Below are 26,890 nucleotides of genomic sequence, written 5' to 3' on the forward strand. Positions count from 1 at the left end.
GGTTATCCGGTCGGCGGCTCCGCGCCGGTCCGACCGTGTTTCATGGTGCCTCACATGAATCACCCGAATAACCCGTAACACCCGATATGCAACCCGGTCGAGGAGCCTCCGTACACATGAGCGACGCGCAGCAGCAGGGCTGGGCCCCGCGCGACCCGACGGACCACGGCTCCGGCACGCGCCCCGGCGGCAGGGCCTCCGGCCCGGGGGCCGGCCGCAAGGGGCGCAAGGCCCGCCGAAGGCGCACCGGCTGGCGACGGATCCTGCCCACCCGGCGGATGCTGCTCGGCGCGTTCCTGGTCTGCGCGGTCGTCCTCATCGGCGGCTTCATCAGCGGCTACACCCTCGTCAAGATCCCGCCCGCCAATGTCGCGGCCGTCGCTCAGTCCAACGTGTACCTGTACGAGGACGGCAGCCAGCTCGCGCGCGACGGCGAGGTCAACCGCGAGAACGTGCCCCTCTCCCAGATCCCGTCGCACGTCCGCCGCGCCGTACTGGCCGCCGAGGACCGGGACTTCTACAACGAACCCGCCGTCGACCCCCAGGGCATGGCCCGCGCCGCCTGGAACACGATGACCGGCAAGGGCACGCAGGGCGGCTCCACGATCACCCAGCAGTACGTCAAGAACTACTACCTCGCCCAGGAACAGACCGTCGTCCGCAAGGGCAAGGAGTTCTTCATCGCGATCAAGCTCAACCGCGAGGAGAGCAAGGCGCAGATTCTGGAGGGCTACCTCAACACCAGTTACTTCGGGCGCAACGCGTACGGCATCCAGGCCGCCGCACACGCCTACTACGGCAAGGACATCCAGGACGTCGACACCGCGCAGGGCGCGTTCCTGGCCGCGCTGCTCAACGCGCCCAGCGCGTACGACGTGGCCGTGCACCCGGAGAACAGGCCGCAGGCGGAGGGCCGCTGGAAGTACGTCCTGGACGGCATGGTCAGCGAGAAGTGGCTCTCCCCCGCCGACCGGGCGGCCCTCACCTTCCCGATGCCCGGCGAGGCGAAACCGTCCACCGGGCTCTCCGGACAGCGCGGCTACATCGTCCAGGCGGTCGAGGACTACCTCACCAAGAACAAGATCATCGACGACAGCACCCTCGCCAGCGGGGGCTACCGGATCACCACGACGCTCCAGCGGCCGAAGCAGAACGCCCTCGTCGCGGCCGTCGACGAACAGGTCATGTCGAAGGTCGACGCCAAGCGCGCGGCCGACCGCAACGTGCGGGTCGGCAGCGTCTCCATCGACCCCGCCACCGGCGGGGTCGTCGCCATGTACGGCGGCGTCGACTACACACGGCAGTACGTCAACAACGCGACCCGCCGCGACTACCAGGTCGGCTCCACCTTCAAACCGTTCGTGTTCACCGCCGCCGTCGAGAACGGCTCGCACACCCAGGACGGCGAGCGGATCACCCCCGGCACCGTCTACGACGGCACCAACAAGCGCATGGTGCAGGGCCCGGACGGGCCCACCGGCTACGACCCCGCCAACGAGGACGACGTCAGCTACGGAGACGTCACCGTCAGCGAGGCCACCGACAAGTCCGTCAACTCCGTGTACGCGCAGATGGCGCAGGACGTCGGCCCCACGCGGGTCCGCGGCACCGCGGTCGCTCTCGGCATCCCCGACGACACCCCCGACCTCACCGCGTCGCCGTCCATCGCCCTCGGCCCGGCCACGGCGAGCGTGCTCGACCTGACGGAGGCGTACGCGACCCTCGCCAACCACGGGGCGCACGGCACGTACACGATGGTCACGAGGATCACCAAGGACGGCAGGACCGTCGAACTGCCGCGCCAGAAGCCCGGACAGGCCGTCAGCCGCGAGGCCGCCGACACCACCACGGCGATCCTCCGGAGCGTGGTGGAGGACGGTACGGGGACGGCGGCCCAGTCCGCGAACCGGCCGGCGGCCGGCAAGACGGGCACGGCGGAGGACGACAAGGCGGCCTGGTTCGCCGGCTACACGCCCGACCTCGCGACGGTCGTCGCGATCATGGGCGCGGACCCCAGAACGGCGCAGCAGAAACCGCTGTACGGCGCGCTCGGGCTGACCCGCGTCAACGGCGGCGGGCCGCCCGCGCAGATCTGGGGCCAGTTCACGGCGGCGGCCCTCCAGGACACGGAGCCCACGGACTTCGAACTGACCCTGAAGGACGGGGTGGAGGACATCCCCCCGCCGGACGACGAGTCCGGCGCGCCCGAGGAGCCGTCGTCACCCGATTCGCCGGAGTACCCCGGCGAATCGGGTGAGCCCGACGCATCGGGCGGGCCCTCGGGGCAGGACGGAGGTACGGCGCAGGGCCGGAGCGAAGGCGCCGACCCGGGCCGGCCTCAGGGCCGGCCATCCGGCGGCGCGGACGGCGGCGGTGGTGGTACGGACGGGGGCCAGGGCGACGGCGGGACGCAGGGCCAGGACCAGGACCAAGGCCGGACGAACGGCCTGACCGACGGCCTCATCGGAGGAGGCGGCCCACCGGACGCGGACACGGCCAACGGCACACCCCGCGCGGCACGGTCACCAGTGACGCCCGGACCGCCGCCCCCGGTGGCCCGGTGACCTGGTGCGCCCCTTCCGGGCGGACGGGAACAAGCTCGGCCCAAGAGCCGGGAACCAGACCCTGCCCGGCCGATCCCCGGGGATCAGCCCGGGGCGTCCGGTGGGGTGCCGCGCAAGGCGGAGAGCCGTTCTCGTACCGGCCGTACCGGCACGGCTTCAAGAACACTGCCTAGTGGCCCGACGTCGCCTTCAGGCCCACCACGGCCACCAGCAGCAGGCAGACGAAGAAGATCCGCGCGGCGGTCGCCGGTTCGCCCAGGGCCACCATGCCGACCACCGCCGCGCCGGCCGCGCCGATGCCGACCCACACGCCGTACGCCGTACCGATCGGCAGCGTCTTGGCGGCCTGCGAGAGCAGCAGCATGCTGACGACGATTCCGGCACCGGTGAACACGCTCGGCCACAGCCGGGTGAATCCTTCGGTGTACTTCATCCCGATCGACCAGCCGACTTCGAGCAGACCGGCGACAATGAGCAGGACCCAGGCCATGACAGCACCTCCGTGCGAAACGCGAACAGGGGGTGCGTCGTCTTTCGATTGACCCGGTACGGCGCGTCTCGTCGGGGTCCCCCAAACGTAGCAAAGAGAAGGCGAAAGGGCCCGGTGACGATCGTCACCGGGCCCTTTCGCCGTCCGCTGTGTCCAGGCCGTCTAGAGGTAGAGCCCCGTGGAGTCCTCCGACCCCTCGAAACGGTCGGCCGCCACCGCGTGCAGGTCGCGTTCCCGCATGAGTACGTAGGCCACGCCCCGTACTTCCACCTCGGCGCGGTCCTCGGGGTCGTACAGCACCCGGTCCGCGGGCTCCACCGTCCGTACGCTCTGGCCGACCGCGACCACCTCGGCCCAGGCGAGGCGCCGTCCGACCGCGGCGGTCGCCGGGATGACGATGCCGCCGGACGAACGCCGCTCGCCCTCCGGGATGTCGGTCCTGACCAGCACCCGGTCGTGCAGCATCCGGATGGGCAGCTTGTCATTGGAGGTGTCGAGGGAGTTGTCGCTCACGCCCACGAACCTACCCGCCCGAACCCCCGCCCCATGACGGGCCCCGTGCTCAGAGCCGCCGACGGCGCGCCGACATGGTGAGCAGACCGACCACGCCGACGACGACCAGAGCGATCGGGACGAGCCGCTCCAGCCGGGGAGCGCCGTCCTCCGAGACGAACTTGTGCTTCACACCCGTCACCGTGCGATTCACCGCGACATACGCCTTGCCCGCGGTCTGGTCCACCCGGGAGACCATCCGGGCCTTCGCGTCGCCCATGATTGTCTGCGGGTGCACCCGCACGCCGATCTCGTCGAGCGTCTCGGCGAGCTGGTCGCGCCTGCGGACGATGTCCGCCTCGATCTGCGCAGGGGTCCTGGCATCCGACACCGCGCTGCCTCCGTCGTCGTGTCCGGTTGGTTGGTCCTTCGGTCCTTCGCCTTCACCGACAGTCTGTCAGCTCGGCCGCTCTCGCACCCCGCGGCGCCCCTACTACGCTCGGGCCGATACAGCCGGGCGCCCTGCCCACCCCGTACCGAGGAGAACCATGAGCGAGCGACTTCAGCCGGGCGACACCGCCCCCGCCTTCACCCTGCCCGACGCGGACGGCAACGACGTATCGCTCGCCGACCACAAGGGACGCAAGGTCATCGTCTACTTCTACCCCGCCGCGCTTACCCCCGGATGCACCAAGCAGGCCTGCGACTTCACCGACAACCTCGACGTGCTGGCCGGCGCGGGCTACGACGTCATCGGCGTCTCGCCCGACAAGCCGGAGAAGCTCGCGAAGTTCCGCGATAAGGAGGATCTGAAGGTCACGCTGGTCGGCGACACCGACAAGGCCGTCCTCACCGCGTACGGCGCGTTCGGCGAGAAGAAGCTCTACGGCAAGACGGTGACGGGCGTCATCCGCTCGACGGTCGTCGTCGACGAGGAGGGCAAGGTCGAGCGCGCGCTGTACAACGTCCGGGCCACCGGCCATGTCGCGAAGATCATCAAGGATCTCGGCATCTAGGTTCTCTCCGGCGGAGCACGAGCCGGAGCCCCGCGACGCCGTGGCTCCGGCTTGCGGCCCTCGCGGCACGGTGCGGAGGCTTTCCCGAGGACTCACGTCCCCGAGGAAAGGAATCCGGACCATGGCGGCACCCGAGCGCGACCAGGTTGCCGACTCCCCGGCGGCCCGGCGGCACCCGCACCTCTTCCGCGCCCTGCGGCGCCGCAAGAACCCACGACTGCGCAGGTCGGACGTCACCGTCACCGACGAGGCGGCCGTCAGGCGGGCGGTGAAGGCGGCCTCGCTGGGCAATGCCATGGAGTGGTTCGACTTCGGCATCTACAGCTATCTGGCCGTCACCATCGGCCATGTCTTCTTCCCCTCGGGCAACGACACCGTCCAACTGCTCTCCTCCTTCGCGACCTTCGCGGTGGCCTTCCTCGTACGGCCACTCGGCGGCATGTTCTTCGGCCCTTTGGGTGACCGGATCGGCCGCAAGAAGGTCCTGGCCATGACCATGATCATGATGGCGATCGGCACCGGCACGATCGGGCTGATCCCGTCGTACGACACCATCGGCTTCTGGTCCCCCGCCCTGCTGATCCTCTTCCGGCTGGTCCAGGGCTTCTCCACCGGCGGCGAGTACGGCGGCGCGTCCACCTTCATCGCCGAGTACGCCCCCGACAAACGGCGCGGGTTCTTCGGCAGCTTCCTGGAATTCGGCACCCTCGCCGGGTACGTCGGAGCGGCCGGGCTCGTCACCGGGCTCACCGCCTGGCTCGGCTCCGACGGCATGGCCGCCTGGGGCTGGCGCGTACCGTTCCTCGTCGCCGCGCCGCTGGGGCTCATCGGGCTCTATCTGCGGCTGAGACTGGACGAGACCCCCGCGTTCGCCAAGATGGAACAGGGCTCGGTCCGCGTGTCCGAGACCGCCGACACGGTCGAGACCAGCACGACCGCGGACCTCGGCAAGATCTTCCAGGACCACTGGCCGAGGCTGATCCTGTGCGTCTGTCTCGTCGGCGCGTACAACGTCACCGACTACATGCTGCTGTCGTACATGCCGACGTACCTCTCCGACCAGCTCGACTACAGCGACACCCACGGGCTGCTCATCCTGCTCGGCGTCATGGTCGCGCTGATGGCGGTCATCAACCAAGTGGGCCGTCTCAGCGACCACTTCGGCCGCAAGCCGCTCCTGATGTCCGGAATGTTCGGCTTCCTGGTCCTCTCCCTTCCGGCGTTCCTGCTGATCGAGCAGGGCAGCTACCTCGCGATCATCGCCGGGATGGCGATGCTGGGGCTCTCCCTGGTCTGTCTGCTCGGCACCATGTCGGCGGCCCTGCCCGCGCTCTTCCCCACGAACGTCCGCTACGGCTCCCTGTCGGTCGGCTACAACCTCTCGGCGTCCCTCTTCGGCGGTACGACCCCGTTCGTGATCACCGGCCTGATCGGGCTCACGGGCGACAAGCTGATGCCCGCGTACTACGCGATGTTCGCGGCCCTGGTCGGCGTCGTCGCGGTGGCCTGCATGCGGGAGACGGCCCGTCAGCCGCTGGAGGGATCGCCGCCGTCGGTGGAGACGAAGGAGGAGGCGGTGGCGCTGGTCCTGGCGATGGCGGCCGAGCGGAGGGTCTGAGACCTGATCTTCGCGGGTCACCGCGGAGCGTGCCGCGACTTATCCACATTCCGGTCGTGACCTTCCGATTAACGGTTCGTTACTCCGTATGGGACCGCGAACGCGCGGTCGGATATGGAGCGGAGGAGCGATACGGATGAGATACACACGCGAAGCGCTGCAAGAGGCGGCGCGCGCGACCACCGATTTGGATGACGCTCTGCGCTGGTTTGGCAGAACGCCGACATCGGGCAGTCGGCGCTACGCTCGCGAGAAGATGACCGAGTGGGGCATCGACACGTCCCATTTCACCTCGGGGCGTGTCAGGCACACCGAGGATCGGTTACGGACGGCAGTCGCGGAGTCGACAAGCATCAAAGCGGTGCTGAAACAGCTGGGCATCAACCCGGTGGGCGGCAACCACTCACATATCAGCCGGCGCATCGTGGCGCTGGGGATAGACACGACGCATTTCAACCAGAAACGGCGTCAGCCAAAAAGGCCGAAGGAGAGTCCACTCCTTCTCCGGACACCGGAGCACGGCCGCGTTCCTGGCAGACGTCTGCGCCGGGAATTGCTCCGTATCGGAACACCTGAATCCTGCGCGATGTGTGGCATCGGGACAGTCTGGAACGGTCAGCCGCTGAGTCTTGAGGTCGACCACATCAACGGCGACTGGTGGGACAACCGTGCACCGAACCTTCGGTTACTGTGCCCCAACTGCCACGCGGTGACTGACACATATCGCGGACGCAAGCGCAGGACCACGGCGTGAGCGACAGATACCCACGAGAAACGCTGGTGCGAACTGCCGCCGAGTCAACCAGCCTCGTCGACCTGATGCGCCGGGTGAACGCTCCCTTGGGCAGCATCCCACGCAGATACTTGCGCCAGCGATTGGAGTCGTACGGGATCGACACCTCGCACTTCACCGACGAACCGCTTCCCGCTCGACAACGACGCAGTTACTCCAAGGAGCGGCTACAAGAGGCGGCCGCCCGCTCGCGCAGTATCCGGGAAGTGTTGGAGTACATGGGCTTTCCCCCGGACGACAGCCCGTACGGCCATGTACGCAAGAGGCTCGACCAATTCGGCATCGACACATCGCATTTCACCGAAGGACGGCGGCGTGGCCCGAATCTGCTCCCCAGGGACGAACTGGCCGACGCCGTAGGGAAAGCTCACAGCATCGCCGGGGTGCTCCGTATCCTCGGCATACCCGTCAACGGCGCCGGCCGCAAGCGTGTGAATCGCAGCCTGGCCGCTTACTCCATCTCCACCAGTCATTTCGCCGGGCAGGGGCACTTCCGTGGTGTCCCTTCTCGATACCGGAAGTCAGCAGACGAGATCCTGATCCGGCTCGCCTCAGGCTCCCCGCGAACGAGCACCGCGCAACTGAGGCGCGCTCTCGACGATCTGGACATTCCACATATCTGCACCTCGTGCGGCATCGGCGACCTGTGGCAGGGAAGACAACTCGTGCTGGAGATCGACCACATCAACGGCGATCGGTTGGACAGCCGACTGGAGAACCTTCGGTATCTCTGCCCGTCGTGCCACAGCCAGACCGCCACCTTTTCGCGGGGAACCCCAGGAGCCTCAACCGCTTGGCGCCGATGACCTTCCGCACAGTAAACTCAGCGTGGGCTCGTACCCCAGGCTGGCCAGAGGGCGCCGGTTTAGGTCCGGTGTGTCGTGGGTTCAAATCCCACCGGGCCCACAGTAAGCGCTGAACCCCCTTCGATTCGGAGGGGGTTCAGTGCTGGTCTCCGGCCCGCTCAGCCCAGCAACTCCCGCACCGCTGGCACCAGTGCGCGGAATGCCTTGCCGCGGTGGCTGATCGCGTTCTTCTCCGCCGGGGTCAGTTCCGCACAGGTGCGGGTGTCGTTCTCCGGCTGGAGGATCGGGTCGTAGCCGAAGCCGCCCGTGCCCGAAGGCGCGTGGCGCAGGATGCCCCGGAGTTGGCCCTCGACCACCCGTTCCGTGCCGTCGGGGAGGGCCAGGGCCGCCGCGCACGCGAAGTGGGCGGCACGGTGCGGGGGCGCGATGTCGGAGAGCTGGGCCAGCAGCAGGTCGAGGTTGGCGCGGTCGTCGCCGTGGGTGCCCGCCCAGCGGGCCGAGAAGATGCCGGGGGCGCCGCCGAGGACGTCGACGCAGAGGCCGGAGTCGTCGGCGACGGCCGGGTGTCCGGTCGCGCGGGCCAGGGCGTGCGCTTTCAGCAGGGCGTTCTCGGCGAAGGTGACGCCGGTCTCCTTGACGTCCGGGATGTCGGGGTAGGCATCCGCGCCGACGAGGTCGTGGGTGAGACCGGCGTCGGCGAGGATGGCCGTGAGTTCGGTGATTTTCCCGGCGTTGCGGGTGGCGAGGATCAGGCGCGTCATGCGCCGATTATCCCGCCGACGGCCGGGGGCCCGTTACGGGGTGCAGACCTTGCCGATCTCGGTGGCCGCGTCCGTCACGGGGGTGAGGTCGGGGGTGGCGTCGCCGCTCTCGATCGCCTCGCGGACGGTGCCGACGCCGGTGTCGAGGTCCTCGACCGCCTTGCTGAGGTCGGCGTTGTCGGTCTTGTCCTTGAGCTTGTCGAGTTCGGTGTCGATGTCGTTCAGGGCCTCTTCGGCCTGCGTCGGGTCGTCCGCCGCGCTGGAGATCGCCTGTTCGAGCTTGCTCACGCTCGTGGCTATGGCGTCGGCGGTCTGGACGCAGTCGAGGGCCTTGTCGAGTGCGCCGCAGCCGGCCGCCCCCGTGAGCGTGAGCAGGACGGCGGCTATGGTCACCGCGGTGCGTCGGCGCGAGGCCATGGGTCGGTTCCCTCCCTTGGTGCGGAAGGGCGTACGGGCAGGTCCGTACGCCCTTGAGAGTCGCGACTGTTACGACGCCGCGCCCGGGTTCTTGGTTGCCTCTTTACCTGTCGAGGGTCTCTTCCAGGACAGCGGCCTGGAGGGCGGCGAGCTCCGCGCAGCCGCTGGTGGCGAGATCGAGGAGCGTGCCGAGTTCCTTGCGGTCGAACGGCTCGGCCTCGGCGGTGCCCTGGACCTCGACGAAGCGGCCGTCGCCGGTGCAGACGACGTTCATGTCGGTGTCGGCGCGCACGTCCTCCTCGTAACAGAGGTCGAGGAGGGGCGCGCCGCCGACGATGCCGACGCTGATCGCGGAGACGGTCCCGGTCAGGGGCTTGCGGCCGGCCCTGACGATCTTCTTGGTCCTGGCCCATTCGACGGCGTCGGCGAGGGCGACGTACGCGCCGGTGATGGCGGCGGTGCGGGTGCCGCCGTCGGCCTGGAGGACGTCGCAGTCCAGGACGATGGTGTTCTCGCCGAGGGCCTTGTAGTCGATGACGGCGCGCAGTGAGCGGCCGATGAGGCGGGAGATCTCGTGGGTGCGGCCGCCGATCTTGCCGCGCACGGCCTCGCGGTCGCCGCGGGTGTTGGTGGAGCGGGGCAGCATCGAGTACTCGGCGGTGACCCAGCCTTCGCCGCTGCCTTTGCGCCAGCGCGGGACGCCCTCCGTCACGGAGGCGGTGCAGAAGACCTTGGTGTCGCCGAAGGAGATGAGTACGGATCCTTCGGCGTGCTTGCTCCATCCGCGTTCGATGGTGACGGGGCGGAGCTGTTCGGGGGTGCGGCCGTCGATTCGAGACATGGCCGTGAGCCTATCGGGACATGACTGAGGGGCTCGTTCCGGTTCTCCGCCCCGCGTAGGGCGTTGTCCGGATCGGGCCCCTCGGTGGGTGTCGGACCGCGGTTACATCATGTCTTCGATGTCGGCGGCGATCGGGTCGGCGTCCGTGCCGATGACGACCTGGATCGCGGTGCCCATCTTGACGACGCCGTGGGCGCCGGCGGCCTTCAGCGCGACCTCGTCGACCTTGGCCGGGTCCACCACCTCGGTGCGGAGGCGGGTGATGCAGCCTTCGACCTCTTCGATGTTCTCGATTCCGCCGAGCCCGGCGACGATCTTCTCAGCCTTGCTGGCCATGTCTTGCTCCCTGCTGTCCAAGGGGTGGGGTCCCGGTTCACCGTGGATCCGATTTTTCACGGTAACTCACGGTTGGCCCATCTTCACGGGCGGGTGACCGCCCCGTACCGAAAGATGACGGTCACCAGTGATACGCCGTCCGTGGCCCGGTCACGGGAGCGTATCGCAACTGGTCTACACCACTGTGCCACGGGAGGACGCCGATGAGTTCGACGGGTGCCGACGCGTCGGCCGTTCCCCCGGCGGCGCCTCGACGGCGGTGGTGGAACGGTCTCTTCCAGGGGCTCCAGAAGGTCGGGCGCAGCCTCCAGCTCCCGGTGGCCGTGCTCCCCGCGGCGGGTCTGCTCGTCAGCCTGGGCAATCTCTTCGCGGCGTATCTGCACGGGCCGTTCTGGGAGAAGACGACGAAGGTCTTCCTCCAGGGCGGCAACGCGATCCTGGACGGGAGCTTCGGGCTGCCGCTGCTGTTCTGCATCGGGGTCGCGATCGGCTTCGCCAAGCGGGCCGACGGGTCCACGGCGCTGGCGGCCGTCGTGGGCTTTCTCGTCTATCACAACATCCTGGTGGCGTTCCCTGCCGACGGCACCGTCACCGACGCGCTGCCGGAGGGCAATCCGCAGAATCCGGGGGTGCTCGGCGGCATCGTGATCGGGCTGCTCACGGCGGTGGTCTGGCAGCGTTTCCACCGTACGAGGCTGGTGGACTGGCTCGGCTTCTTCAACGGCCGCCGTCTGGTGCCGATCCTGATGGCGTTCCTCGGGGTGATCCTCGGGGTGCTGTTCGGGCTGCTGTGGCAGCCGGTGGGTGACGCGCTGACCGCGTTCGCCAGGCACCTGATCAATCTGGGCGCGTGGGGCGCGGGCATCTTCGGTGTCGCGAACCGGCTGTTGATCCCGATCGGGATGCACCAGTTCCTGAACACCTTCTTCTGGTTCCAGGCGGGCGAGTTCACGGCGAAGGACGGGACCGTGGCCCAGGGCGACCTGACGCGGTTCTTCGCGCAGGACCCGACGGCGGGTCAGTTCATGTCGGGCTTCTTCCCGATCATGATGTTCGGGCTGCCGGCGGCCGCGCTGGCGATCGCGCACTGTGCGCGGCCCGAGCGCCGCAAGCAGGTGACGGGCCTGATGGTCTCGGTGGCGCTGACGTCGTTCGTGACGGGTGTGACGGAGCCGCTGGAGTTCTCGTTCCTGTTCGCCGCGCCGCTGCTGTACGGGCTGCACGCGCTGCTGACGGGTGCGTCGATGGCGATCACGTGGGCGCTCGGTGTGCACGCCGGGTTCAGCTTCTCGGCGGGGCTGATCGACTACGTCGTCAACTGGCATCTGGACACGAAGCCTTGGCTGATCATCCCGATCGGGCTCTGCTTCGCGGTCGTCTACTACGTGCTGTTCCGGTTCGCGATCACGAAGTTCGACATCCCGACTCCGGGGCGGGAGCCGGAGGAGCTGGAGGAAGAGGTCGAGCGGGAGAACATGCGGAAGTGACGGGAGGGCGTTCGCGGATGAGCGGGGGCGGCCGAGCGGAACGATGAGCGGGAGCGGGGTGAGTGGGGGCGGCGGCCCGCCGGCGCAGCCCGCGCCGAGCCCCGGAAGGGCCCTCGGACCTCTTGGTCCGGGGGCCTTCTCGTGCGCCCGTGGCGGACCGGCCGCACACCTGAACCATCGAATCCGGATCGAAAGAATTCGAAGGTTCCTTATTCAACCCTCACCATGTTACAAATGGTCTACACCACTCATAGGTGTAGACCACATGGCCGCGCGCCGTGTTCCCGGGTCGCCGCCGCTCCCCATTGTGCCTGATCAACGGCGGTGCCTTGTCCTCTGGAGGAAGTTGATGTCCACGGCCAGCGCCGCCCCCGCGGCGAACAAAAAGGGCTCCGGCGTGATGTCCGTCATGCAGCGCATCGGCCGCAGCCTCATGCTGCCGGTCGCCGTGCTGCCCGCCGGCGCCCTGCTGGTGCGTCTCGGCAACCCCGACATGCTCGGGCGCGAGTCGTTCCCCACCTTCATCACCAAGATCGCCGGTTACATGGCGGCGGGTGGCGGCGCGATCCTCGACAACATGCCGCTGCTCTTCGCCGTCGGCATCGCCATCGGCTTCGCCAAGAAGTCGGACGGCTCCACGGCGCTGGCCGCCGTCACCGGATATCTGGTCTTCCAGAAGGTCCTCGCGACCTTCACGGACGGAAATCTTCCGCAGGTCGCGAACGTCGTCGACGGCAAGATAGTCATGTCGGACGCCCCCGTGAACGCGGGTGTCCTCGGCGGTGTCGTCATGGGCATCGTGGTCGCCCTGCTCTACCAGAAGTTCTACCGGACGAAGCTGCCCGACTGGGCCGGCTTCTTCGGCGGCCGGCGGCTCGTCCCGATCCTGTCGGCCTTCGCCGGTCTCCTCATCGGCATCGTCTTCGGTCTCATCTGGCCCGTCCTCGGCGCCGGTCTGCACAACTTCGGTGAGTGGCTGGTCGGCTCGGGCGCGGCCGGTGCCGGTATCTTCGGTGTCGCGAACCGCGCGCTGATCCCGATCGGCATGCACCACCTGCTGAACTCGTTCCCGTGGTTCCAGGCCGGTTCGTACGAGGGCAAGAGCGGCGACATCGCGCGCTTCCTCGCCGGTGACCCGTCGGCCGGACAGTTCATGACCGGCTTCTTCCCGATCATGATGTTCGCGCTGCCCGCCGCCTGTCTCGCGATCTACCACTGCGCCCGCCCCGAGCGCCGCAAGGTCGTCGGCGGCATGATGCTCTCGCTCGCGCTCACCGCGTTCGTCACCGGTGTGACCGAGCCGATCGAGTTCACGTTCATGTTCATCGCGCCGGTGCTGTACGCGATCCACGCCGTGCTGACCGGTGTCTCCATGGCGCTGACCTGGGGCCTGGGCATGAAGGACGGCTTCGGCTTCTCGGCGGGCGCGGTCGACTTCTTCCTCAACCTGGGGATCGCGACCAACCCGTGGGGTCTGGCGCTGGTCGGCCTCTGTTTCGCGGCCGTCTACTACGCGGTCTTCCGCTTCGCCATCATCAAGTTCAACCTGCCGACGCCCGGCCGGGAGACGGACGAGGAACTGGCGGAACTCCAGAAGGCCGAAGCGAAGTAGGCCCTCCGCGCGACCGACGGTGCCCCCGGCCGGGAAGGCCGGGGGCACCGTCGCGTCCGCGCTCGGATCTCGTGAATCGGATCCCGTGCCGGGATCCGGTGGTACGGATCCGGTTGAGCGGATCCCGTGGCTCAGATCTCGTACACCGCGCCCGGCGTGGCCAGTTCGGCGGGTCCGCCGTACTCCGCACGCGCGTCGTTCAGGTTCCGCTCGGCGTCGGTCCACGGCGGGATGTGGGTGAGGACGAGTCTTCGTGCCCGCGCGCGGGCGGCGTGCTCGCCGGCCTCACGGCCGTTGAGGTGGAGCCCCGGGATGTCCTCCTTGCCGTAGGTGAACGCGGCTTCGCAGAGGAAGAGATCCGTGTCGTGGGCCAGGTCCACCAGGGTCTCGCTGACGCCGGTGTCGCCGGAGTAGGTGAGCGATCTGCCGTCGTGCTCGACGCGGATGCCGAAGGTGTCGACGGGGTGGGCGAGCTTCTCCGTACGGACCGAGAAGGGCCCGATCTCGAAGGAGCCGGGCTTGAGCGTGTGGAAGTCGAAGACCTCGCTCATGGACTTCTCCGTCGGGGTGTCGGCGTGCGCGGTGGTGAGGCGCTGCTCGGTGCCGTCGGGCCCGTAGACGGGGATGGTGTCGCAGCGTCCGCCGTCGTGGCGGTAGTAGCGGACGACGAAGTAGCCGCACATGTCGATGCAGTGGTCGGCGTGGAGATGGCTGAGGAAGATGGCGTCGAGGTCGTAGAGACCACAGTGACGCTGCAACTCGCCGAGGGCACCGTTGCCCATGTCGAGGAGCAGCCGGAAGCCGTCGGCCTCTACGAGGTAGCTGGAGCAGGCCGATCCCACGGAGGGGAAGGAGCCCGAGCAGCCGACGACGGTGAGCTTCATGGAGCGTGAACCTCCGTGGCGTGGAAGGGGGGCGACGGGGGTCGTTCGGTCTGTCGAGCGTAAAGCGCCAAACGGCTGGTCGCTCCTCCACACCGGCCCGTTGTGGGGGAACTCACCTGCTCTGTCACCGGTTCGGGCGGACCTTGCCGCGGGCGGCGGGCACGGAATCGGGCGGTACATGGCCGGGATTCGCGCGGGTACGGTCTGGGACATGAACACGACCTGGTGGGTGGCTCTGATCGTCGTGGTGGTGCTGGCGATGGTCGCCACGGTCGTGGACGGGCGCGGTCGCAGTCCGCGTCCTCCGCGGGGGCGCACCCGGCGCACCCGGCCGCCGGGCGGTACGGACCGCAGACCTCCGCGCGGGCCCGCCGGCCGGAGGACGGGCGCGAAGACCGGCGCGAAGACCGGCGCGGAAACGGGCGGGAGGACCGGGGGCCGCGAGCCGCGGCCCGGTGAGATCTGGTGGGCGATGGTGCCGTACGAGGACGGGCCCGGGGCGAAGGACCGGCCGTGTCTGGTGCTCTCGGTACGGGGCCGTACGGTGCTGGTCGCGAAGATCACCAGCAAGTTCCACGAGGAGCGCCCCGGCGTGATTCCGCTGCCCCCGAAGGCCGTGGGCGACCTGGACGGACGACAGAGCTTCCTGGAGACGGACGAGCTGCGGAGCGTTGACACGAAGGCGTTCCGCCGCTGCGTGGGACAGGCGGATCCGGGGCTGTGGCGCCAGGTCCGCCATCTGGCACGGTGAGGCGCCGCGGCGCGCCGGGGCCGGATCGCGGTCGTTCGCCGGGTTGCGCGGCTCGTTGGCCGCGCTTGTCCTCAATCGCCGGACGGGCTGCGTTTGCCTAGGGCAGCGGCGCCGGTGGGTACTGGGGTGGGGCGTACGGGCGTGGGGTGTGGCGGGTCAGGGCGATCGCGATCAGCATCGCCGCGGCCGCCGCGAAGGAGCTGGTGAGGTTCCAGCCGACGGTGGTGTCCTGGTAGTAGTCGGAGAGCCGGTCGTACCGGATGCCCGCGAGGTCGCGGAGCTGGAGGTACGCGGCGATGCCGAGCAGCGCGAGCGCCGCGCCCCGGGCGGCCGGGGCGCGCAGCAGGAGCAGGGCGCCGACGACGAGGAACGCCGCGATCAGCGCGCTGTGGTAGTAGGTGAAACCGGCCGAAGTGCCGTATCCGCCCCGGGCGTTGATGTTCAGCGCTTCGTGCCACCACTCGGCGAGGGCGCCCCGGCCGCCGCCCGGCCCGACGGCCTCGTTGAACTCCCGCAGGCCGCGCGCGTACCAGAAGCCCTGGAGCGCGCCGATCAGGATGAGCAGGACGCCCGCGGCGCGCCGGGCGCCGGGCGCGGGCTCCGGGGGCAGGTCACGTTCGCGGGCCACCAGCATCAGGACGATCACGGTGGCGGCGGCGAGGAACGCGAACACGTAGGTGAGCACGGTCGGCGTGCCGTGCTCACCGGCGAACATGAGGTCGCGGTAGTCGTTCCTGGTGAGGCCGTTGAGCTGCCGGGCGCCCGCGCCGAGGAGCAGGAACGCGAGGAGCAGGGCGGCGCCGCGCGCGGCACGGCGCCGGGCGAGGGCCGCGATGCCGACGACGAACAGGGCGACCATGAAGGCCCATTCGTGTGGGGTGAAGACCAACAGCGGCCGTCCCCGGTCGTTCTTGACGAGGGCGTCGAGCAACAGGTCCACGTCCGCCCGCGTGTTGATCGCCGTGTCGGTGATCCAGGCGGCGAGGACGCAGGCGAAGACGAGGAGCAGGATGCCGGAGGTGACGTACGCGCCGAGGTACCGGCGCGGTGCGCGGCCGGTGGTCTCCGGCGGGGCGAAGGGGTGGGGCGGTCCGAAGCCGGGCGGTCCGGAGCCCGGTCCGGGGGCGTGTCCCGGGCCTCCCCGGCCGCCCGTGGCACCCATGCCGCTCCAGCGGTCGTCCATTTCTGCCCCCGTGGTCGGTGTGCGTCACAACGCGTCGATCGACACCGATGGTCGGGGCCGGGAGCGGTGGGGCGACAGCCCCGCGCGGGGACTGTTGCACCACTGTTGCCGCGGGCGGGCCGTGCCGACCCGGCGCACCGGACGCGCCGGGCGGACCGTCGGCCGGTCCGCCCGGCGCCCGGGGACGGGACGGCTCAGGCCCAGAGCTGGCCCTGGAGCGTTTCGATCGCCTCTTCGTCCGTGGCGGCCGTGTAGACGCCGGTGGAGAGGTACTTCCAGCCGCCGTCGGCGACGACGAAGACGATGTCGGCGCTCTCGCCCGCCTTGACGGCCTTGTTGCCGAGACCGATGGCCGCGTGCAGGGCGGCGCCGGTGGAGACGCCCGCGAAGATGCCTTCCCGCTGGAGCAGTTGGCGGGTGCGGGTGACGGCGTCGGCGGAGCCGACGGAGTAGCGGCTGGTGAGGACGGACTCGTCGTACAGCTCGGGGACGAAGCCCTCGTCGAGGTTGCGCAGGCCGTAGACGAGGTCGTCGTAGCGCGGCTCGGCCGCGACGATCTTCACGTCGGGCTTCTGCTCGCGCAGGTAGCGGCCGACGCCCATGAGCGTGCCGGTGGTGCCGAGGCCGGCCACGAAGTGGGTGACGGACGGCAGGTCGGCGAGGATCTCGGGGCCGGTGGTGGCGTAGTGCGCGCCCGCGTTGTCCGGGTTGCCGTACTGGTAGAGCATCACCCAGTCCGGGTTCTCGGCGGCGAGCTCCTTGGCGACGCGCACGGCCGTGTTGGAGCCGCCCGCCGCCGGGGACGGGATGATCTCGGCGCCCCACATGGCGAGCAGCTCGCGGCGCTCCTGCGAGGTGTTCTCCGGCATCACGCAGACGATCCGGTAGCCCTTGAGCTTCGCGGCCATGGCGAGGGAGATGCCGGTGTTGCCGCTGGTGGGCTCCAGGATCGTGCAGCCCGGTGTGAGCCGGCCGTCCTTCTCGGCCTGCTCGACCATGCGCAGCGCCGGGCGGTCCTTGATCGATCCGGTCGGGTTGCGGTCCTCCAGCTTGGCCCAGAGCCGGACCTCGTCCGACGGGGAGAGCCGGGGCAGCCCCACGAGGGGGGTGTCGCCGACGACCGCGAGCGGGGAGTCGTACCGCATCAGAGCGTGTGCGTGTCGAGCATCGGCTTGTCGAGTGCGCCGCCCGCGACGGCCGGGAGGATGGTGACGCTGTCGCCGTCCGCGAGCTTGGTGGAGATGCCGTCCAGGAAGCGGACGTCCTCGTCGTTGAGGTAGACGTTGACGAAGCGGCGGAGCTGGTCTCCGTTGGCGCCGTCGACGATGCGCTCGCGGATGCCCGTGTGGCGGGATTCGAGGTCGGTGAGCAGTGCCGCGATGGTGTCACCGGTGCCTTCGACGGCCTTGGCTCCGTCGGTGTAGGTGCGGAGGATGGTCGGAATGCGGACCTCGATGGCCATGGCGTGGGCTCCTGTCGGAGAAGAGGCGTGACGGGCGCGCGGCTCTGCCCCCGCGCGGGGGGTGGTGCTCGGAACGGGCGTTTCCGCCGGACTCAGGCGGCAGCGCCGACCGTACACATGGCGCTGGCGAGGCGGCACAGGTCGACGTGCAGCCGCGCAACCAGCAGATCGCCGGGCGTCTTGTCGCTCACGTCGTGGGAAACCATGGGGTCATCGTATCGATTCCCGGTCCGCATCCCGGTATGCCATCTCGCATGTTGGACGTTTGGTGTTCGTCAGATGGACGGGACCGGGGGCTCGGGCAGATAGACGACGGTGGGGGCGCCGGTCCGGGGATGGGGTGTGACCTCTGCCTCCACCTCGTAGACACCTGCCAGGAGGGCGGGTGTCAGGACGTCGGCCGGGGTTCCGGAGGCGACGACCGTACCCGCTTTGAGTACGTACAGGCGGTCGCAGTAGTACGCGGCGAGGTTCAGGTCGTGCAGGGCGAGCAGCTTGGTCGCCCCCAACTCCTTCATCAGGGTGAGGACTTCGAGCTGGTAGCGGATGTCCAGATGGTTGGTCGGCTCGTCCAGGACGAAGAGCGCGGGCCGCTGGACCAGCGCGCGGGCGACGAGGGCCCGCTGGCGTTCGCCGCCGGAGAGGGAGGGGAAGGCGCGGTCCGCGAGCGGGCCGATGCCGACCCGGTCGAGCGCGGCGTCGGCGAGCGCGGTGTCGGCCGCCGTGTCCGCCTCCCAGAAGCGGCGGTGCGGGGAGCGGCCCATGGCGACGACCTCGCGGACGGTCAGCTCGAAGTCGGTCTGCCCGTCCTGCGGGACGGTGCCCACGCGCCGGGCACGCGCCTTGGCTGTCATGGTGTGCAGGTCGTCGCCGTCCAGCAGCGCCCGGCCGTGGGTGGGGCGCAGCGCCCCGTAGACACACCGCAGCAGGGTGGTCTTGCCGCTGCCGTTGGGGCCGACGAGTCCGACGGTCTCGCCGGGGGCGGCGGTGAGGTCGACGGCGTCGACCAGATGCCGGCCGCCGCCGACTCCGTAGGAGAGCCCTTCGACCTGGAGCGAGGCGGCCGTACGGTCACTCATACCGGGGCTCCTTCGGGGCGGCGGCGCATCAGCCACAGGAAGAACGGGCCGCCGGTGAGCGCGGTGAGGACGCCCACGGGGATGTCCTGCGGCGCGGCGACGGTACGGGCGGCGAGGTCCGCGACGACGAGTACGACCGCCCCGCCGAGCGCCGCCACCGGGAGCAGCGGCCGGTGCGCGGCCCCGACCGCCATGCGCGCGGCGTGCGGCACGAGCAGCCCGACGAAGCCGATGGCGCCGCTCGCGGCGACCATGACGCCGGTGACCAGCGAGGCGAGGACGAACACGGCGGCGCGGAAGCGCGCGGTGTCCAGCCCCAGTACGGTCGCGCCCTCCTCCCCCACCAGCAGCAGGTCGAGCGGTCGGGCCAGCGCCATGAGGACGGCGGTGCCGGCGGCGAGGACGACGGCCGGGACGGCGAGCGTGCCCCAGCGGGCGCTGCCGAGCCCGCCGAGCGACCAGAACAGCGCTTCCTGGAAGTGCTCGGGCCGGGCCGAGACGACCAGGACGAGCGTGGTGAGCGCGGACAGGATGTACGAGACGGTCACCCCGGCCAGTACGAGCCGCCCGCCGGTCATCGTGCCGCCGCGCCGGGCCAGCGCGTAGACGAGGGTCATCGCGGCGAGCGAGCCCGCGAAGGCGGCGGCGGGCATGGCGACGGTGGTGGTGATCCCGGCGCCGACGCCGCCGCCGACGCCGAGGACCAGTACGAGTACGGCTCCGGCGGACGCCCCGGAGGAAATGCCGAGGAGGAACGGGTCGGCCAGCCGGTTGCGTACGAGGGCCTGGAGGACGGTCCCGACGACGGCCAGCCCGGCGCCGACGACGGCGCCGAGCAGCACACGCGGCAGCCGCACGTCGAGGACGATCGTGCGGAAGGGACTGGGTTCCGCGCCGCCGGTGAGGATCGTGAGGACCTCGCCGGGCGGGATGCGGACGGAGCCGAGCGCGAGCCCGGCGACGACGGCGCAGGCGAGGACGGCGGCGAGCGAGGCGAGGACGAGGGCGTGCCGCAGCCGGCGGTGGCCGGGCGGGGTCCGACAGGTCATGACGGGATGCCTTAGAGTCCCGCCTCCGGGTGGAGTTGGGTGGCGAGGCGCCGGACGGCGGCGGGGGCGCGGACACCGAGCACGGCGTCCGAGAGCGGCAGGACGGCGAAGCTCTTGTTCCTGATCGCCGGGACGTCCTTCAGTACGGGGTCCTCCAGCAGGCGCTTCTTCTTCTGCGCGACGGTGGTGGCGCCGTAGTCGTAGATCACGACCGTCTCGGGCTCGCGGGCCACGACCTGCTCCCAGGTGGCGTCGCCGAAGGACTTGTCGAGGTCGGCGAAGACGTTGCGTCCGCCGGCCCGCCGGATCAGCTCGTTGCCGATGCCCTTGCCGCCGGCGGTGAACGCGGTCTTGTCGCCGCTGTCGTAGACGAAGACCGGGACGGCCTCCACGCCGTCGAGCCCGGCGGCGGTGGTGGCGAGCGTGGTGCGCGCCCCGGCGGTCCACTTCTCGGCGCGGCCGGTGACGCCGAAGGTGCGGCCGACCTCCTCGACCTCACGGAACACGTCGTCCATCGAGGTCCGGCCCCCGGTGCAGTTCTCCAGGTTGAGCCGGGTGTCGATGCCGGCGCCCTTGAGGTCGTCGCGGGTGCGGCCGTCCTTGGCGGCGAAGGCGCTGGCGTAGCCGCCGTAGACGAAGTCGGGGTTCGCGGCGAGGAGTTTCTCCTTGGAGGGGTACTCCTCGGCGATGACCGGGACGCTGTCGTACGCCTTCTCGTAGGCGGGGAGGACCGCGTCGTCCAGCCAGGCGGTGCCGATGAGGGACTTGGTGAGACCGAGCTCGATCATGATCTCGGTGACGTGCTGGTTCATCGTGACCACGCGCTTCGGGGGCGCCTCGAAGGTGGTCTTCACGCCGCAGTTGGTGACGGTGTACGGGAATCCGCCGGCCGGTGCTCCGGCGCTGCGGACGGGGTCCGGGGTGGTGCCGCAGGCGGCGAGCGGGAGCAGCAGGGGAAGCAGGACCGCCGGTATGAGGGCGTGGCGTCGCGAGGGCATGACTGGGCCTCCTCCGGGGGATTTCCGCGTCCCCTGGCATGGTGGGAGAAGGGCGACAGGTCAGTTCCTGGCTTCCGGGCCCCCGCTCGCGCGCGGGGCCCGGTCACAGTGGCGGGACCGTGCCGGATTCACACCGGCTTCCTGGGTCCTGCCGCCCTGGACGGCGTCATCTTCTCAGACGACCTCGACCTCTTCTTCCGTGACCTCGCCGTCGACGATGCGGTAGGAGCGGAACTGGAAGGGGCCCATGTCGTCGGTGTCGGCCGTGGAGACCAGGACGTAGTGGGCGAACGGCTCCATCGCCAGGTCGATGTCCCGGCGGGAGGGGTACGCCTCGGTAGCGGTGTGCGAGTGGTAGATGACCACCAGGTCCTCGTTGCGCTCGCGCAGCTCGTTGTCGAGCTTCTTGTGGTCGTCCGCGTCGAACTCGTAGAACGTGGGCGAGCGGGCCGCGTTGAGCATGGGGATGAAGCGCTCGGGCCGGTCGCTGTCCTCGGGGCCCGCGATCACGCCGCACGCCTCGTCGGGGTGGTCCGCCCGCGCGTGGGCGACGATCTGGTCGTACAGCGCCTGGGTGATGGTCAGCATGAGGTGAAGGATAAACAGGTGGCCTCCGTGGATGAGATACGGAGACCACCTGGTGAGACGGGTTCTGAGACGCCCGGCGGCCGGCCGACAACCGTCCGGCGGGTGCCGGGTGACCGCCGGACGGGCGGCGGGTGAGCGCCTGGTGGGCGTCAGTCGGTGACCTTCGCGAACTCCGGCTCGTTCGGGCCCTCGGGGGCGCGCGCCGCGAGTTCCGGGTTACGGCTCTTGAGCAGCGCCCAGCCCGCGACCAGGAACACCGCCCAGAGCGCGCCGACGTACAGCGAGACCCGGGCGTCGGAGTCGTAGGCGATCAGACAGGTCACGAAGGACAGGAAGACCAGCGCCACCCAGCTCAGGGCCGAGCCGCCCGGGGCCGGGAACGAGGAGGCCGGCAGCCGGCCGGCGACCACGGCGGAGCGGTACTTGATATGGCTGATGAGGATCATCATCCAGGTCCAGATACCGGCGGCGGTGGCCACCGAGGTGACGTACAGGAACGCCTTCTCGGGGACGACGTAGTTGAGCACGACGCCGATGCCCATCAGCGCGACGGACGCCGCGATGCCCGTGGCCGGTGTCCGGCGGCGGTTGAGCCTGCCCAGGGCCCGCGGCGCCTCCTTGTTGGCGGAGAGGTCGCGCAGCATCCGGCCGGTGGAGTACATGCCGGAGTTGCAGGACGACAGGGCCGCCGTCAGCACGACGAAGTTGACGATGCCGGCGCCGAGCGGAATGCCGATCTTGGCGAACGCGTGCACGAACGGGCTCTCGCCCTCGCTGAATTCGGTCCACCTCACGACGGCGAGGATGACGGTGAGCGCGCCGACGTAGAAGACGATGATGCGCCAGGGCAGCGTGTTGATCGCCTTGGGGAGCGTCTTCTCCGGGTTCTCGGACTCGCCCGCCGTGACGCCGACGAGTTCGACGGCGAGGTAGGCGAACATGACGCCCTGGAGGGTCATCAGGCTGGAGCCGATGCCGTTGGGGAAGATCCCGCCGTGCTGCCAGAGGTTGCCGGTCGCGGCGGTGTCGCCGGCGTCCGAGAAGCCGAGGGTCAGGACGCCGAGGCCGATGACGATCATGCCGATGATGGCGGTGACCTTGACCATCGAGAACCAGAACTCGACCTCGCCGAAGATCTTGACGGAGATCAGGTTGACGCCGAAGAGCACCAGGAGGAACACCAGGGCGCTGACCCACTGCGGGATCGCGGGGAACCAGAAGTGGATGTAGATCGCCGCCGCCGTGAGCTCGGCCATGCCGGTCACGATCCACATGAGCCAGTACGTCCAGCCGGTGACGTAGCCGAAGAACGGGCCGAGGAACTCGCGGGCGTACTCCGCGAACGAGCCGGAGACCGGCCGGTAGAGCAGCAGTTCGCCGAGCGCCCGCATGATGAAGAAGATCACCACGCCGGCGAGGGCGTACATCAGGATGATGCTCGGCCCGGCCTTGGCGATGTTCGCGCCGGCGCCCATGAACAGGCCGACGCCGATGGCGCCGCCGATCGCGATCATCTGGACCTGGCGGCTGCCGAGCCCGCGTTCGTAGCCCTCCTCCGAGGTGTCTGCGGAGGGCTTGTCCGAGGTGTTGTCGACCTGTGGGGAGGTCATGGTGATGCGCCCTTTCTCCCTGCCTGTGCCGGTGGTCGTGAAGATTTACCACGGGCCGGGCCGCGATCCGCGGAGGCGGCTGTGGCGCGGCCCACAGGAAGAAGCGGACGAATCTCCCCCGGAATCGCAAGGCATGCGGGGGCGGTGACGCGATCGTTATCCGGAGTTGAGTGTCCGTTGAGGAAACGGAGCATGGCCGTCCGGAGACGGTGTGACGGAGGTACGCGGAGTCTGTGACGGCCCGGCCGGGCGGGTCCTTGGCGAGCCCGGGCCGGGCCCGGGGCGCCGGACCGGGGTCACCGGATCCGTCACGGCATCATCGTCTCGACGAGCGTCTCCTGGAGCGCCCCGAGCCACAGGTACGCCATCACCATCGGCTTGCGCGGGTCGGAGTCCGGCAGCCGGTACAGGCTCTCGCCCTCGTCCTCGTCGGAGACCTCCAGCCGGCTGCCGATCGTCAGGCGCAGGTCGTTGAGCGCCCCGAGCCAGTGCCGGCAGTCGTCGGGCGTCAGCTTCAGGACGGCACCGCCCTCGCCGGACGCGGAGAGGGCGTCCAGGCCGCGGACGACGGCCAGGCCGTCCTCGCGCTTGCGGCTCCGCAGGTCGTTCTCGGTGAAGCGCCTGAACTCGGAGGAGTACTCGCGCAGTTCGTCGTCGGTGTCGTCGCCGAAGCCGTACGCGTCCGGGAAGAGCCGGGCGAGCGCGGGGTCGGACGGCGGCTTGCTGGGCCCCTCCGCGAAGAGCGCCGCCAGGGGGTCCTCCCCCTGGGCCGGTTCGTCGCCGGGGCCGATCAGCTCCAGGAGCTGGACGGCCAGCGAGCGCAGGATGGAGATCTCGACCTCGTCGAGCGCGACGGCGGCGCCACCGCCGGGGATCGCCTCGAACTGCCCGGCCATCAGCCGGCGTCCTGGGAGAGCGTGGCCCACAGGCCGAATCCGTGCATGGCCTGCACGTCGCGTTCCATCTCCTCGCGGCTGCCGCTGGAGACGATGGCGCGGCCCTTCTGGTGGACGTCGAGCATCAGTTTGCGCGCCTTGTCCTTGGAGTAGCCGAAGTAGGTCTGGAAGACGTACGTCACATAACTCATGAGGTTGACCGGGTCGTTGTGGACGATCGTCATCCACGGCACGTCAGGTTCCGGGACGGTGAACGTCTCCTCGGCCGACTCGGGAAGTTCGATCTCTGTCGGGGCAACACTCACGGTTCGGGACGACCTTCTTCTCCGCCGGGGGTCCCGGGACACGCCCCGGGATGCACAGCCTCACAGCCCCATGCTGCCACCAGGAGGGGCCTGTCGCACAAACGGCGGCGCGGGAGGCCGTCGAGTCGCCCCCGAGTCGCCTCCGACCCGCCGGGCTCCGGCCGTTCAATAGAAATCGTCAATCTGACGAGATCCGCTGTAGCATCGCTCGTATGAACTCTGCGGAGCTTGAGAAGGGCCTTGCCAAGGACGAGGGCGGCCGGCGGATCGGCGTGCCGTCGACCGCGCTCTTCACCGACCAGTACGAGTTGACGATGCTCCGGGCGGCGCTCAGGGCGGGGACGGCCGAGCGCCGTTCCGTCTTCGAGGTGTTCACCCGGCGGCTGCCCGAGGGACGGCGTTACGGAGTCGTCGCGGGCACCGGGCGCGTCCTCGACGCCGTCGAGAACTTCCGCTTCGACGAGGACGTCCTCGGCTTTCTGCGCGAGCGCGGGATCGTCGACGGCGAGACGCTCGACTGGCTCGCCGACTACCGCTTCAGCGGGGACATCTGGGGCTACCGGGAGGGCGACGTGTACTTCCCCGGCTCGCCGATCCTGCGTGTCGAGGGCTCCTTCGCCGAATGCGTGCTGCTGGAGACCGTGGTCCTGTCGATCCTCAACCACGACTCGGCGATCGCCGCCGCCGCGTCCCGGATGTCGGCCGCCGCCGGCGGTCGCCCGCTGATCGAGATGGGCGCGCGCCGCACGCACGAACTGGCCGCCGTCGCCGCGTCGCGCGCCGCGTACGTGGGCGGCTTCGACACCACGTCGGACCTGGCGGCCGGATTCCGCTACGACATCCCGACGGTGGGTACCAGCGCGCACGCCTTCACGCTGCTGCACGACAACGAACGGGACGCGTTCCAGGCGCAGGTCGACGCGCTCGGCAGCGGGACGACGCTGCTCGTGGACACCTACGACGTGGCGGAGGCGGTCCGTACGGCCGTGGACGTCGCCGGGCCGGAGCTGGGCGCCGTGCGCATCGACTCCGGCGACCTGCTGCTCGTCGCGCACCGGGTGCGGCAGCAGCTGGACGAGCTGGGCGCGGTGAACACCCGGATCGTGGTCACCTCCGACCTGGACGAGTACGCGATCGCCTCGCTGGCCGCGGCGCCGGTGGACGCGTACGGGGTCGGCACCCAGCTGGTCACCGGCAGCGGCAACCCCACCTGCTCGATGGTGTACAAACTGGTCGCCCGTGCCCACTCCGCGGACCGGCGGGCGCCGCTGCACGCGGTGGCGAAGAAGTCGCTCGGGGGCAAGACGTCGATCGGCGGCCGCAAGTGGGCGGCGCGGCGGGTGGACGCCGAGGGGTACGCGGAGGCCGAGGTCGTCGGCACCGGTCCCGTGCCGGCGGACCTGCTGGACCGGCAGCTGCTGGTGGAGCTGGTCAAGGGCGGCGAGGTGGTCGCGCGCGAGCCCCTGGACGCGGTCCGCAACCGGCACGTCGAGGCGCGGGCGGCGCTGCCGATGTCGGCGATCCAGCTCTCGCGCGGCGAGCCGGTCATCCCGACCGTCTACATGTGACGGACACGAGGTTCGGAAGAGGTGTGGCAGGCATGAACGGACAGCGACCGGGAACGCCAGGCTCCGAGAGGCCAACCAGGACGGGACGCCATAGGCTCGGTGGCCCCCGCCCGCTCCCCACCGAAGGACACCCGCCATGCACCGCGCACTGATAGTCGTGGACGTCCAGAACGACTTCTGCGAGGGCGGGAGCCTCGCGGTGCCGGGCGGCGCCGACGTGGCCGCCGCCATCACCGATCTGATCGGCCAGACGACGGCCGGTTACCGCCACGTCGTCGCGACGCGTGACCACCACGTCGACCCGGGTGACCACTTCTCCGCGCGCCCCGACTTCGTGCACTCGTGGCCGGTGCACTGTGTGGCGGGCACGGAGGGGGTGGGCTTCCACCCCAACTTCGCGCCCGCGGTCGCCTCGGGGTCGATCGACGCGGTCTTCGACAAGGGCGCCTACGCGGCGGCGTACAGCGGCTTCGAGGGCGCGGACGAGAACGGGGTCCGGCTGGGCGAGTGGCTCAGGGCCCGCGAGGTCTCGGAGGTCGACGTCGTCGGCATCGCCACCGACCACTGCGTACGGGCGACCGCCCTGGACGCGGCGCGTGAGGGGTTCACCACCCACGTGCTGCTGGACCTGACGGCGGGCGTCTCGAAGGACACGACGGAACGTGCCCTGACGGAGCTGCGCACATCGGGCGTCCACCTGACGGGCAACCCGGTGGTGTAGCCCCGGGGCCCGCCGCCGGGCCCGCTGTTGTCCCGGCGGCGGGCCCCGGGCCGCCTCGGTACAGCGGCTCCCGGCCGCGCCCGCGCGGCGCGGTGATCGGCTCCTGCCGGCGCCAGGTCAGTCGCCCGGGAGCCCCTGTGCAGCCGCGAGCGCCGCCAGGCGGAACGTCGCATGCGGCAGACCTCCGGCCGACACCACGACCGGCCTCGGCCGGCCAGGCCGGCCCGGCCCCGCTCCTGGATGCGTGCGAGGCCCGCCGCAAGGCGGTCGGCACTCGCCGGCGAGGCGCAGCCGAACAGCCTCTCCGCCGGCCCTGCCGCTGGAGGTACCTCCGCCCGCCCGAGACCGGCTCCTGCCGGCCGGGGCGCAGGGAGCCGCGCCCGGCCCGCCCCGCGTCGGGCGGGGCCGGGCGCGGCTCCGCCACAGCACGTGCGCTGTCAGGCGCGGTGAACCCACCGGGCAGGACCGACCGGCTCGGGGCGTAGGGAGCGGCTCCTGGCCGCGCCCGCGTGGGCGCGGCCGAGCGTGGTGCCCCCCCGGGCAGGCCCCGGCCCGTGCGGGAT

29 protein-coding genes, 1 tRNA gene and 2 riboswitches are annotated in these 26,890 nt (G+C 70.2%); of the genes, 11 read left to right on the plus strand and 19 right to left on the minus strand.

The window, feature by feature from the left end; all coding sequences use genetic code 11:
• Positions 1-116 precede the first annotated feature (116 nt).
• A complete protein-coding gene (locus GXP76_RS11555; RefSeq protein ID WP_242571392.1) occupies positions 117-2,564 on the plus strand; it encodes a transglycosylase domain-containing protein in 2,448 nt (815 codons plus the stop codon).
• A 169-nt stretch (positions 2,565-2,733) separates the two neighbouring features.
• On the opposite strand, the gene GXP76_RS11560 is transcribed toward GXP76_RS11555, so the two are convergent.
• From GXP76_RS11560 to GXP76_RS11570, 3 genes are all read right to left on the minus strand, one after another.
• Positions 2,734-3,054, minus strand: coding sequence for a multidrug efflux SMR transporter (locus tag GXP76_RS11560; RefSeq protein WP_147875474.1), 321 nt, complete (start codon positions 3,052-3,054; stop codon positions 2,734-2,736).
• Between the two features lie 31 nt (positions 3,055-3,085).
• Positions 3,086-3,157, minus strand: a riboswitch (guanidine-III (ykkC-III) riboswitch).
• A 59-nt stretch (positions 3,158-3,216) separates the two neighbouring features.
• Positions 3,217-3,519 carry a co-chaperone GroES gene (locus GXP76_RS11565; RefSeq protein ID WP_189107154.1) on the minus strand — a complete coding sequence of 101 codons (303 nt, stop codon included), beginning with the start codon at positions 3,517-3,519 and terminating at the stop codon, positions 3,217-3,219.
• A gap of 97 nt (positions 3,520-3,616) precedes the next feature.
• A complete protein-coding gene (locus tag GXP76_RS11570) occupies positions 3,617-3,937 on the minus strand; it encodes a DUF3618 domain-containing protein (protein ID WP_242571393.1) in 321 nt (106 codons plus the stop codon).
• A gap of 157 nt (positions 3,938-4,094) precedes the next feature.
• Here GXP76_RS11570 and bcp point away from each other — a divergent pair, with 157 nt between their 5' ends.
• The 5 genes from bcp (at position 4,095) to GXP76_RS11595 (ending at position 7,879) form a co-directional block, all read left to right on the plus strand.
• Positions 4,095-4,562: a thioredoxin-dependent thiol peroxidase gene (gene bcp / locus GXP76_RS11575; RefSeq protein ID WP_242571394.1), complete on the plus strand. Its 468-nt coding sequence runs from the start codon at positions 4,095-4,097 to the stop codon at positions 4,560-4,562.
• A 121-nt stretch (positions 4,563-4,683) separates the two neighbouring features.
• Positions 4,684-6,180 carry a glycine betaine/L-proline transporter ProP gene (proP, locus tag GXP76_RS11580; protein WP_242571395.1) on the plus strand — a complete coding sequence of 499 codons (1,497 nt, stop codon included), beginning with the start codon at positions 4,684-4,686 and terminating at the stop codon, positions 6,178-6,180.
• A gap of 136 nt (positions 6,181-6,316) precedes the next feature.
• Positions 6,317-6,934 (plus strand): HNH endonuclease signature motif containing protein, encoded by a 618-nt coding sequence (locus tag GXP76_RS11585; RefSeq protein WP_242571396.1) that lies wholly within the window; start codon positions 6,317-6,319, stop codon positions 6,932-6,934.
• A complete protein-coding gene (locus GXP76_RS11590) occupies positions 6,931-7,779 on the plus strand; it encodes an HNH endonuclease signature motif containing protein (RefSeq protein WP_242571397.1) in 849 nt (282 codons plus the stop codon). The genes GXP76_RS11585 and GXP76_RS11590 overlap by 4 nt, the downstream gene beginning before the upstream one ends.
• A gap of 24 nt (positions 7,780-7,803) precedes the next feature.
• Positions 7,804-7,879 (plus strand) — tRNA-Leu (locus GXP76_RS11595).
• A 58-nt stretch (positions 7,880-7,937) separates the two neighbouring features.
• Here the strand turns inward: GXP76_RS11595 and rdgB are convergent.
• The 4 genes from rdgB to GXP76_RS11615 all read right to left on the minus strand — a co-directional run bounded on the left by rdgB (position 7,938) and on the right by GXP76_RS11615 (position 10,134).
• Positions 7,938-8,540 (minus strand): RdgB/HAM1 family non-canonical purine NTP pyrophosphatase, encoded by a 603-nt coding sequence (gene rdgB / locus GXP76_RS11600; RefSeq protein WP_242571398.1) that lies wholly within the window; start codon positions 8,538-8,540, stop codon positions 7,938-7,940.
• Between the two features lie 33 nt (positions 8,541-8,573).
• Positions 8,574-8,957, minus strand: a complete 384-nt coding sequence (locus tag GXP76_RS11605; protein ID WP_242571399.1) for a hypothetical protein — start codon at positions 8,955-8,957, stop codon at positions 8,574-8,576.
• A gap of 103 nt (positions 8,958-9,060) precedes the next feature.
• A complete protein-coding gene (rph, locus tag GXP76_RS11610; protein ID WP_242571400.1) occupies positions 9,061-9,798 on the minus strand; it encodes a ribonuclease PH in 738 nt (245 codons plus the stop codon).
• Between the two features lie 102 nt (positions 9,799-9,900).
• Positions 9,901-10,134: a glucose PTS transporter subunit EIIB gene (locus GXP76_RS11615; RefSeq protein ID WP_078077135.1), complete on the minus strand. Its 234-nt coding sequence runs from the start codon at positions 10,132-10,134 to the stop codon at positions 9,901-9,903.
• Between the two features lie 203 nt (positions 10,135-10,337).
• On the opposite strand from GXP76_RS11615, the gene GXP76_RS11620 reads away from it, so the two are divergent.
• Together GXP76_RS11620 and GXP76_RS11625 are read left to right on the plus strand one after the other, a co-directional pair.
• Positions 10,338-11,621, plus strand: a complete 1,284-nt coding sequence (locus GXP76_RS11620; RefSeq protein ID WP_242571401.1) for a PTS transporter subunit EIIC — start codon at positions 10,338-10,340, stop codon at positions 11,619-11,621.
• A 349-nt stretch (positions 11,622-11,970) separates the two neighbouring features.
• Entirely contained in the window at positions 11,971-13,233 is a 1,263-nt protein-coding gene (locus GXP76_RS11625; RefSeq protein WP_242571402.1) for a PTS transporter subunit EIIC, read from the plus strand.
• Positions 13,234-13,364: 131 nt separating this feature from the next.
• Here GXP76_RS11625 and GXP76_RS11630 read toward each other — a convergent pair whose 3' ends face one another.
• Positions 13,365-14,117 carry an MBL fold metallo-hydrolase gene (locus tag GXP76_RS11630; protein ID WP_242571403.1) on the minus strand — a complete coding sequence of 251 codons (753 nt, stop codon included), beginning with the start codon at positions 14,115-14,117 and terminating at the stop codon, positions 13,365-13,367.
• 211 nt (positions 14,118-14,328) lie between these two features.
• Between GXP76_RS11630 and GXP76_RS11635 the strand changes: the two genes are divergently transcribed.
• Positions 14,329-14,868 carry a type II toxin-antitoxin system PemK/MazF family toxin gene (locus GXP76_RS11635; RefSeq protein WP_242571404.1) on the plus strand — a complete coding sequence of 180 codons (540 nt, stop codon included), beginning with the start codon at positions 14,329-14,331 and terminating at the stop codon, positions 14,866-14,868.
• 97 nt (positions 14,869-14,965) lie between these two features.
• On the opposite strand, the gene GXP76_RS11640 is transcribed toward GXP76_RS11635, so the two are convergent.
• From GXP76_RS11640 to clpS, 11 genes are all read right to left on the minus strand, one after another.
• Positions 14,966-16,051, minus strand: coding sequence for a hypothetical protein (locus GXP76_RS11640; protein WP_242571405.1), 1,086 nt, complete (start codon positions 16,049-16,051; stop codon positions 14,966-14,968).
• A gap of 194 nt (positions 16,052-16,245) precedes the next feature.
• On the minus strand, positions 16,246-17,196 hold the full coding sequence (locus GXP76_RS11645) for a PLP-dependent cysteine synthase family protein (RefSeq protein WP_242571406.1): 951 nt from the start codon (positions 17,194-17,196) through the stop codon (positions 16,246-16,248).
• Positions 17,196-17,513 carry a MoaD/ThiS family protein gene (locus GXP76_RS11650; protein ID WP_242571407.1) on the minus strand — a complete coding sequence of 106 codons (318 nt, stop codon included), beginning with the start codon at positions 17,511-17,513 and terminating at the stop codon, positions 17,196-17,198. Before GXP76_RS11650 ends, GXP76_RS11645 begins: the two co-directional genes overlap by 1 nt.
• Before the next feature lie 92 nt (positions 17,514-17,605).
• Positions 17,606-17,719 carry a putative leader peptide gene (locus GXP76_RS36010; protein WP_329033241.1) on the minus strand — a complete coding sequence of 38 codons (114 nt, stop codon included), beginning with the start codon at positions 17,717-17,719 and terminating at the stop codon, positions 17,606-17,608.
• A 69-nt stretch (positions 17,720-17,788) separates the two neighbouring features.
• A complete protein-coding gene (locus GXP76_RS11655) occupies positions 17,789-18,592 on the minus strand; it encodes an ABC transporter ATP-binding protein (protein WP_242571408.1) in 804 nt (267 codons plus the stop codon).
• On the minus strand, positions 18,589-19,641 hold the full coding sequence (locus tag GXP76_RS11660; protein ID WP_242571409.1) for an iron ABC transporter permease: 1,053 nt from the start codon (positions 19,639-19,641) through the stop codon (positions 18,589-18,591). The genes GXP76_RS11655 and GXP76_RS11660 overlap by 4 nt, the downstream gene beginning before the upstream one ends.
• Before the next feature lie 11 nt (positions 19,642-19,652).
• Positions 19,653-20,639, minus strand: coding sequence for an ABC transporter substrate-binding protein (locus GXP76_RS11665; RefSeq protein WP_242571410.1), 987 nt, complete (start codon positions 20,637-20,639; stop codon positions 19,653-19,655).
• Positions 20,640-20,679: 40 nt separating this feature from the next.
• Positions 20,680-20,841, minus strand: a riboswitch (cobalamin riboswitch).
• Positions 20,814-21,227, minus strand: a complete 414-nt coding sequence (locus GXP76_RS11670) for a Mov34/MPN/PAD-1 family protein (RefSeq protein WP_147875501.1) — start codon at positions 21,225-21,227, stop codon at positions 20,814-20,816. It overlaps the preceding riboswitch by 28 nt.
• Before the next feature lie 149 nt (positions 21,228-21,376).
• Complete coding sequence (locus tag GXP76_RS11675; RefSeq protein WP_242571411.1) at positions 21,377-22,837, minus strand: amino acid permease; 1,461 nt, start codon at positions 22,835-22,837, stop codon at positions 21,377-21,379.
• A gap of 308 nt (positions 22,838-23,145) precedes the next feature.
• Positions 23,146-23,733, minus strand: coding sequence for a DUF2017 domain-containing protein (locus tag GXP76_RS11680; RefSeq protein WP_242571412.1), 588 nt, complete (start codon positions 23,731-23,733; stop codon positions 23,146-23,148).
• The gene (gene clpS, locus GXP76_RS11685; RefSeq protein WP_242571413.1) at positions 23,733-24,038 is read right to left on the minus strand and encodes an ATP-dependent Clp protease adapter ClpS; all 306 of its coding nucleotides are present in this window, start codon (positions 24,036-24,038) and stop codon (positions 23,733-23,735) included. The genes GXP76_RS11680 and clpS overlap by 1 nt, the downstream gene beginning before the upstream one ends.
• A gap of 212 nt (positions 24,039-24,250) precedes the next feature.
• On the opposite strand from clpS, the gene GXP76_RS11690 reads away from it, so the two are divergent.
• A complete protein-coding gene (locus GXP76_RS11690; protein ID WP_242571414.1) occupies positions 24,251-25,606 on the plus strand; it encodes a nicotinate phosphoribosyltransferase in 1,356 nt (451 codons plus the stop codon).
• Between the two features lie 136 nt (positions 25,607-25,742).
• On the plus strand, positions 25,743-26,327 hold the full coding sequence (locus GXP76_RS11695) for an isochorismatase family protein (RefSeq protein ID WP_242571415.1): 585 nt from the start codon (positions 25,743-25,745) through the stop codon (positions 26,325-26,327).
• The last annotated feature ends 563 nt before the right edge of the window (positions 26,328-26,890 follow it).

Source organism: Streptomyces sp. NP-1717, assembly GCF_022695985.1.
Taxonomy (GTDB): domain Bacteria; phylum Actinomycetota; class Actinomycetes; order Streptomycetales; family Streptomycetaceae; genus Streptomyces.

Coding starts and splice junctions, on each gene's coding strand:
- GXP76_RS11555 (WP_242571392.1), top strand. CDS start 117: ATGAGCGACGCGCAGCAGCAGGGCTGGGCCCCGCGCGACCCGACGGAC.
- GXP76_RS11560 (WP_147875474.1), bottom strand. CDS start 3,054: ATGGCCTGGGTCCTGCTCATTGTCGCCGGTCTGCTCGAAGTCGGCTGG.
- GXP76_RS11565 (WP_189107154.1), bottom strand. CDS start 3,519: ATGCTGCACGACCGGGTGCTGGTCAGGACCGACATCCCGGAGGGCGAG.
- bcp (WP_242571394.1), top strand. CDS start 4,095: ATGAGCGAGCGACTTCAGCCGGGCGACACCGCCCCCGCCTTCACCCTG.
- proP (WP_242571395.1), top strand. CDS start 4,684: ATGGCGGCACCCGAGCGCGACCAGGTTGCCGACTCCCCGGCGGCCCGG.
- GXP76_RS11585 (WP_242571396.1), top strand. CDS start 6,317: ATGAGATACACACGCGAAGCGCTGCAAGAGGCGGCGCGCGCGACCACC.
- rdgB (WP_242571398.1), bottom strand. CDS start 8,540: ATGACGCGCCTGATCCTCGCCACCCGCAACGCCGGGAAAATCACCGAA.
- GXP76_RS11605 (WP_242571399.1), bottom strand. CDS start 8,957: ATGGCCTCGCGCCGACGCACCGCGGTGACCATAGCCGCCGTCCTGCTC.
- rph (WP_242571400.1), bottom strand. CDS start 9,798: ATGTCTCGAATCGACGGCCGCACCCCCGAACAGCTCCGCCCCGTCACC.
- GXP76_RS11615 (WP_078077135.1), bottom strand. CDS start 10,134: ATGGCCAGCAAGGCTGAGAAGATCGTCGCCGGGCTCGGCGGAATCGAG.
- GXP76_RS11620 (WP_242571401.1), top strand. CDS start 10,338: ATGAGTTCGACGGGTGCCGACGCGTCGGCCGTTCCCCCGGCGGCGCCT.
- GXP76_RS11625 (WP_242571402.1), top strand. CDS start 11,971: ATGTCCACGGCCAGCGCCGCCCCCGCGGCGAACAAAAAGGGCTCCGGC.
- GXP76_RS11630 (WP_242571403.1), bottom strand. CDS start 14,117: ATGAAGCTCACCGTCGTCGGCTGCTCGGGCTCCTTCCCCTCCGTGGGA.
- GXP76_RS11635 (WP_242571404.1), top strand. CDS start 14,329: ATGAACACGACCTGGTGGGTGGCTCTGATCGTCGTGGTGGTGCTGGCG.
- GXP76_RS11640 (WP_242571405.1), bottom strand. CDS start 16,051: ATGGACGACCGCTGGAGCGGCATGGGTGCCACGGGCGGCCGGGGAGGC.
- GXP76_RS11645 (WP_242571406.1), bottom strand. CDS start 17,196: ATGCGGTACGACTCCCCGCTCGCGGTCGTCGGCGACACCCCCCTCGTG.
- GXP76_RS11650 (WP_242571407.1), bottom strand. CDS start 17,513: ATGGCCATCGAGGTCCGCATTCCGACCATCCTCCGCACCTACACCGAC.
- GXP76_RS36010 (WP_329033241.1), bottom strand. CDS start 17,719: ATGGTTTCCCACGACGTGAGCGACAAGACGCCCGGCGATCTGCTGGTT.
- GXP76_RS11655 (WP_242571408.1), bottom strand. CDS start 18,592: ATGAGTGACCGTACGGCCGCCTCGCTCCAGGTCGAAGGGCTCTCCTAC.
- GXP76_RS11660 (WP_242571409.1), bottom strand. CDS start 19,641: ATGACCTGTCGGACCCCGCCCGGCCACCGCCGGCTGCGGCACGCCCTC.
- GXP76_RS11665 (WP_242571410.1), bottom strand. CDS start 20,639: ATGCCCTCGCGACGCCACGCCCTCATACCGGCGGTCCTGCTTCCCCTG.
- GXP76_RS11670 (WP_147875501.1), bottom strand. CDS start 21,227: ATGCTGACCATCACCCAGGCGCTGTACGACCAGATCGTCGCCCACGCG.
- GXP76_RS11675 (WP_242571411.1), bottom strand. CDS start 22,837: ATGACCTCCCCACAGGTCGACAACACCTCGGACAAGCCCTCCGCAGAC.
- GXP76_RS11680 (WP_242571412.1), bottom strand. CDS start 23,733: ATGGCCGGGCAGTTCGAGGCGATCCCCGGCGGTGGCGCCGCCGTCGCG.
- GXP76_RS11690 (WP_242571414.1), top strand. CDS start 24,251: ATGAACTCTGCGGAGCTTGAGAAGGGCCTTGCCAAGGACGAGGGCGGC.
- GXP76_RS11695 (WP_242571415.1), top strand. CDS start 25,743: ATGCACCGCGCACTGATAGTCGTGGACGTCCAGAACGACTTCTGCGAG.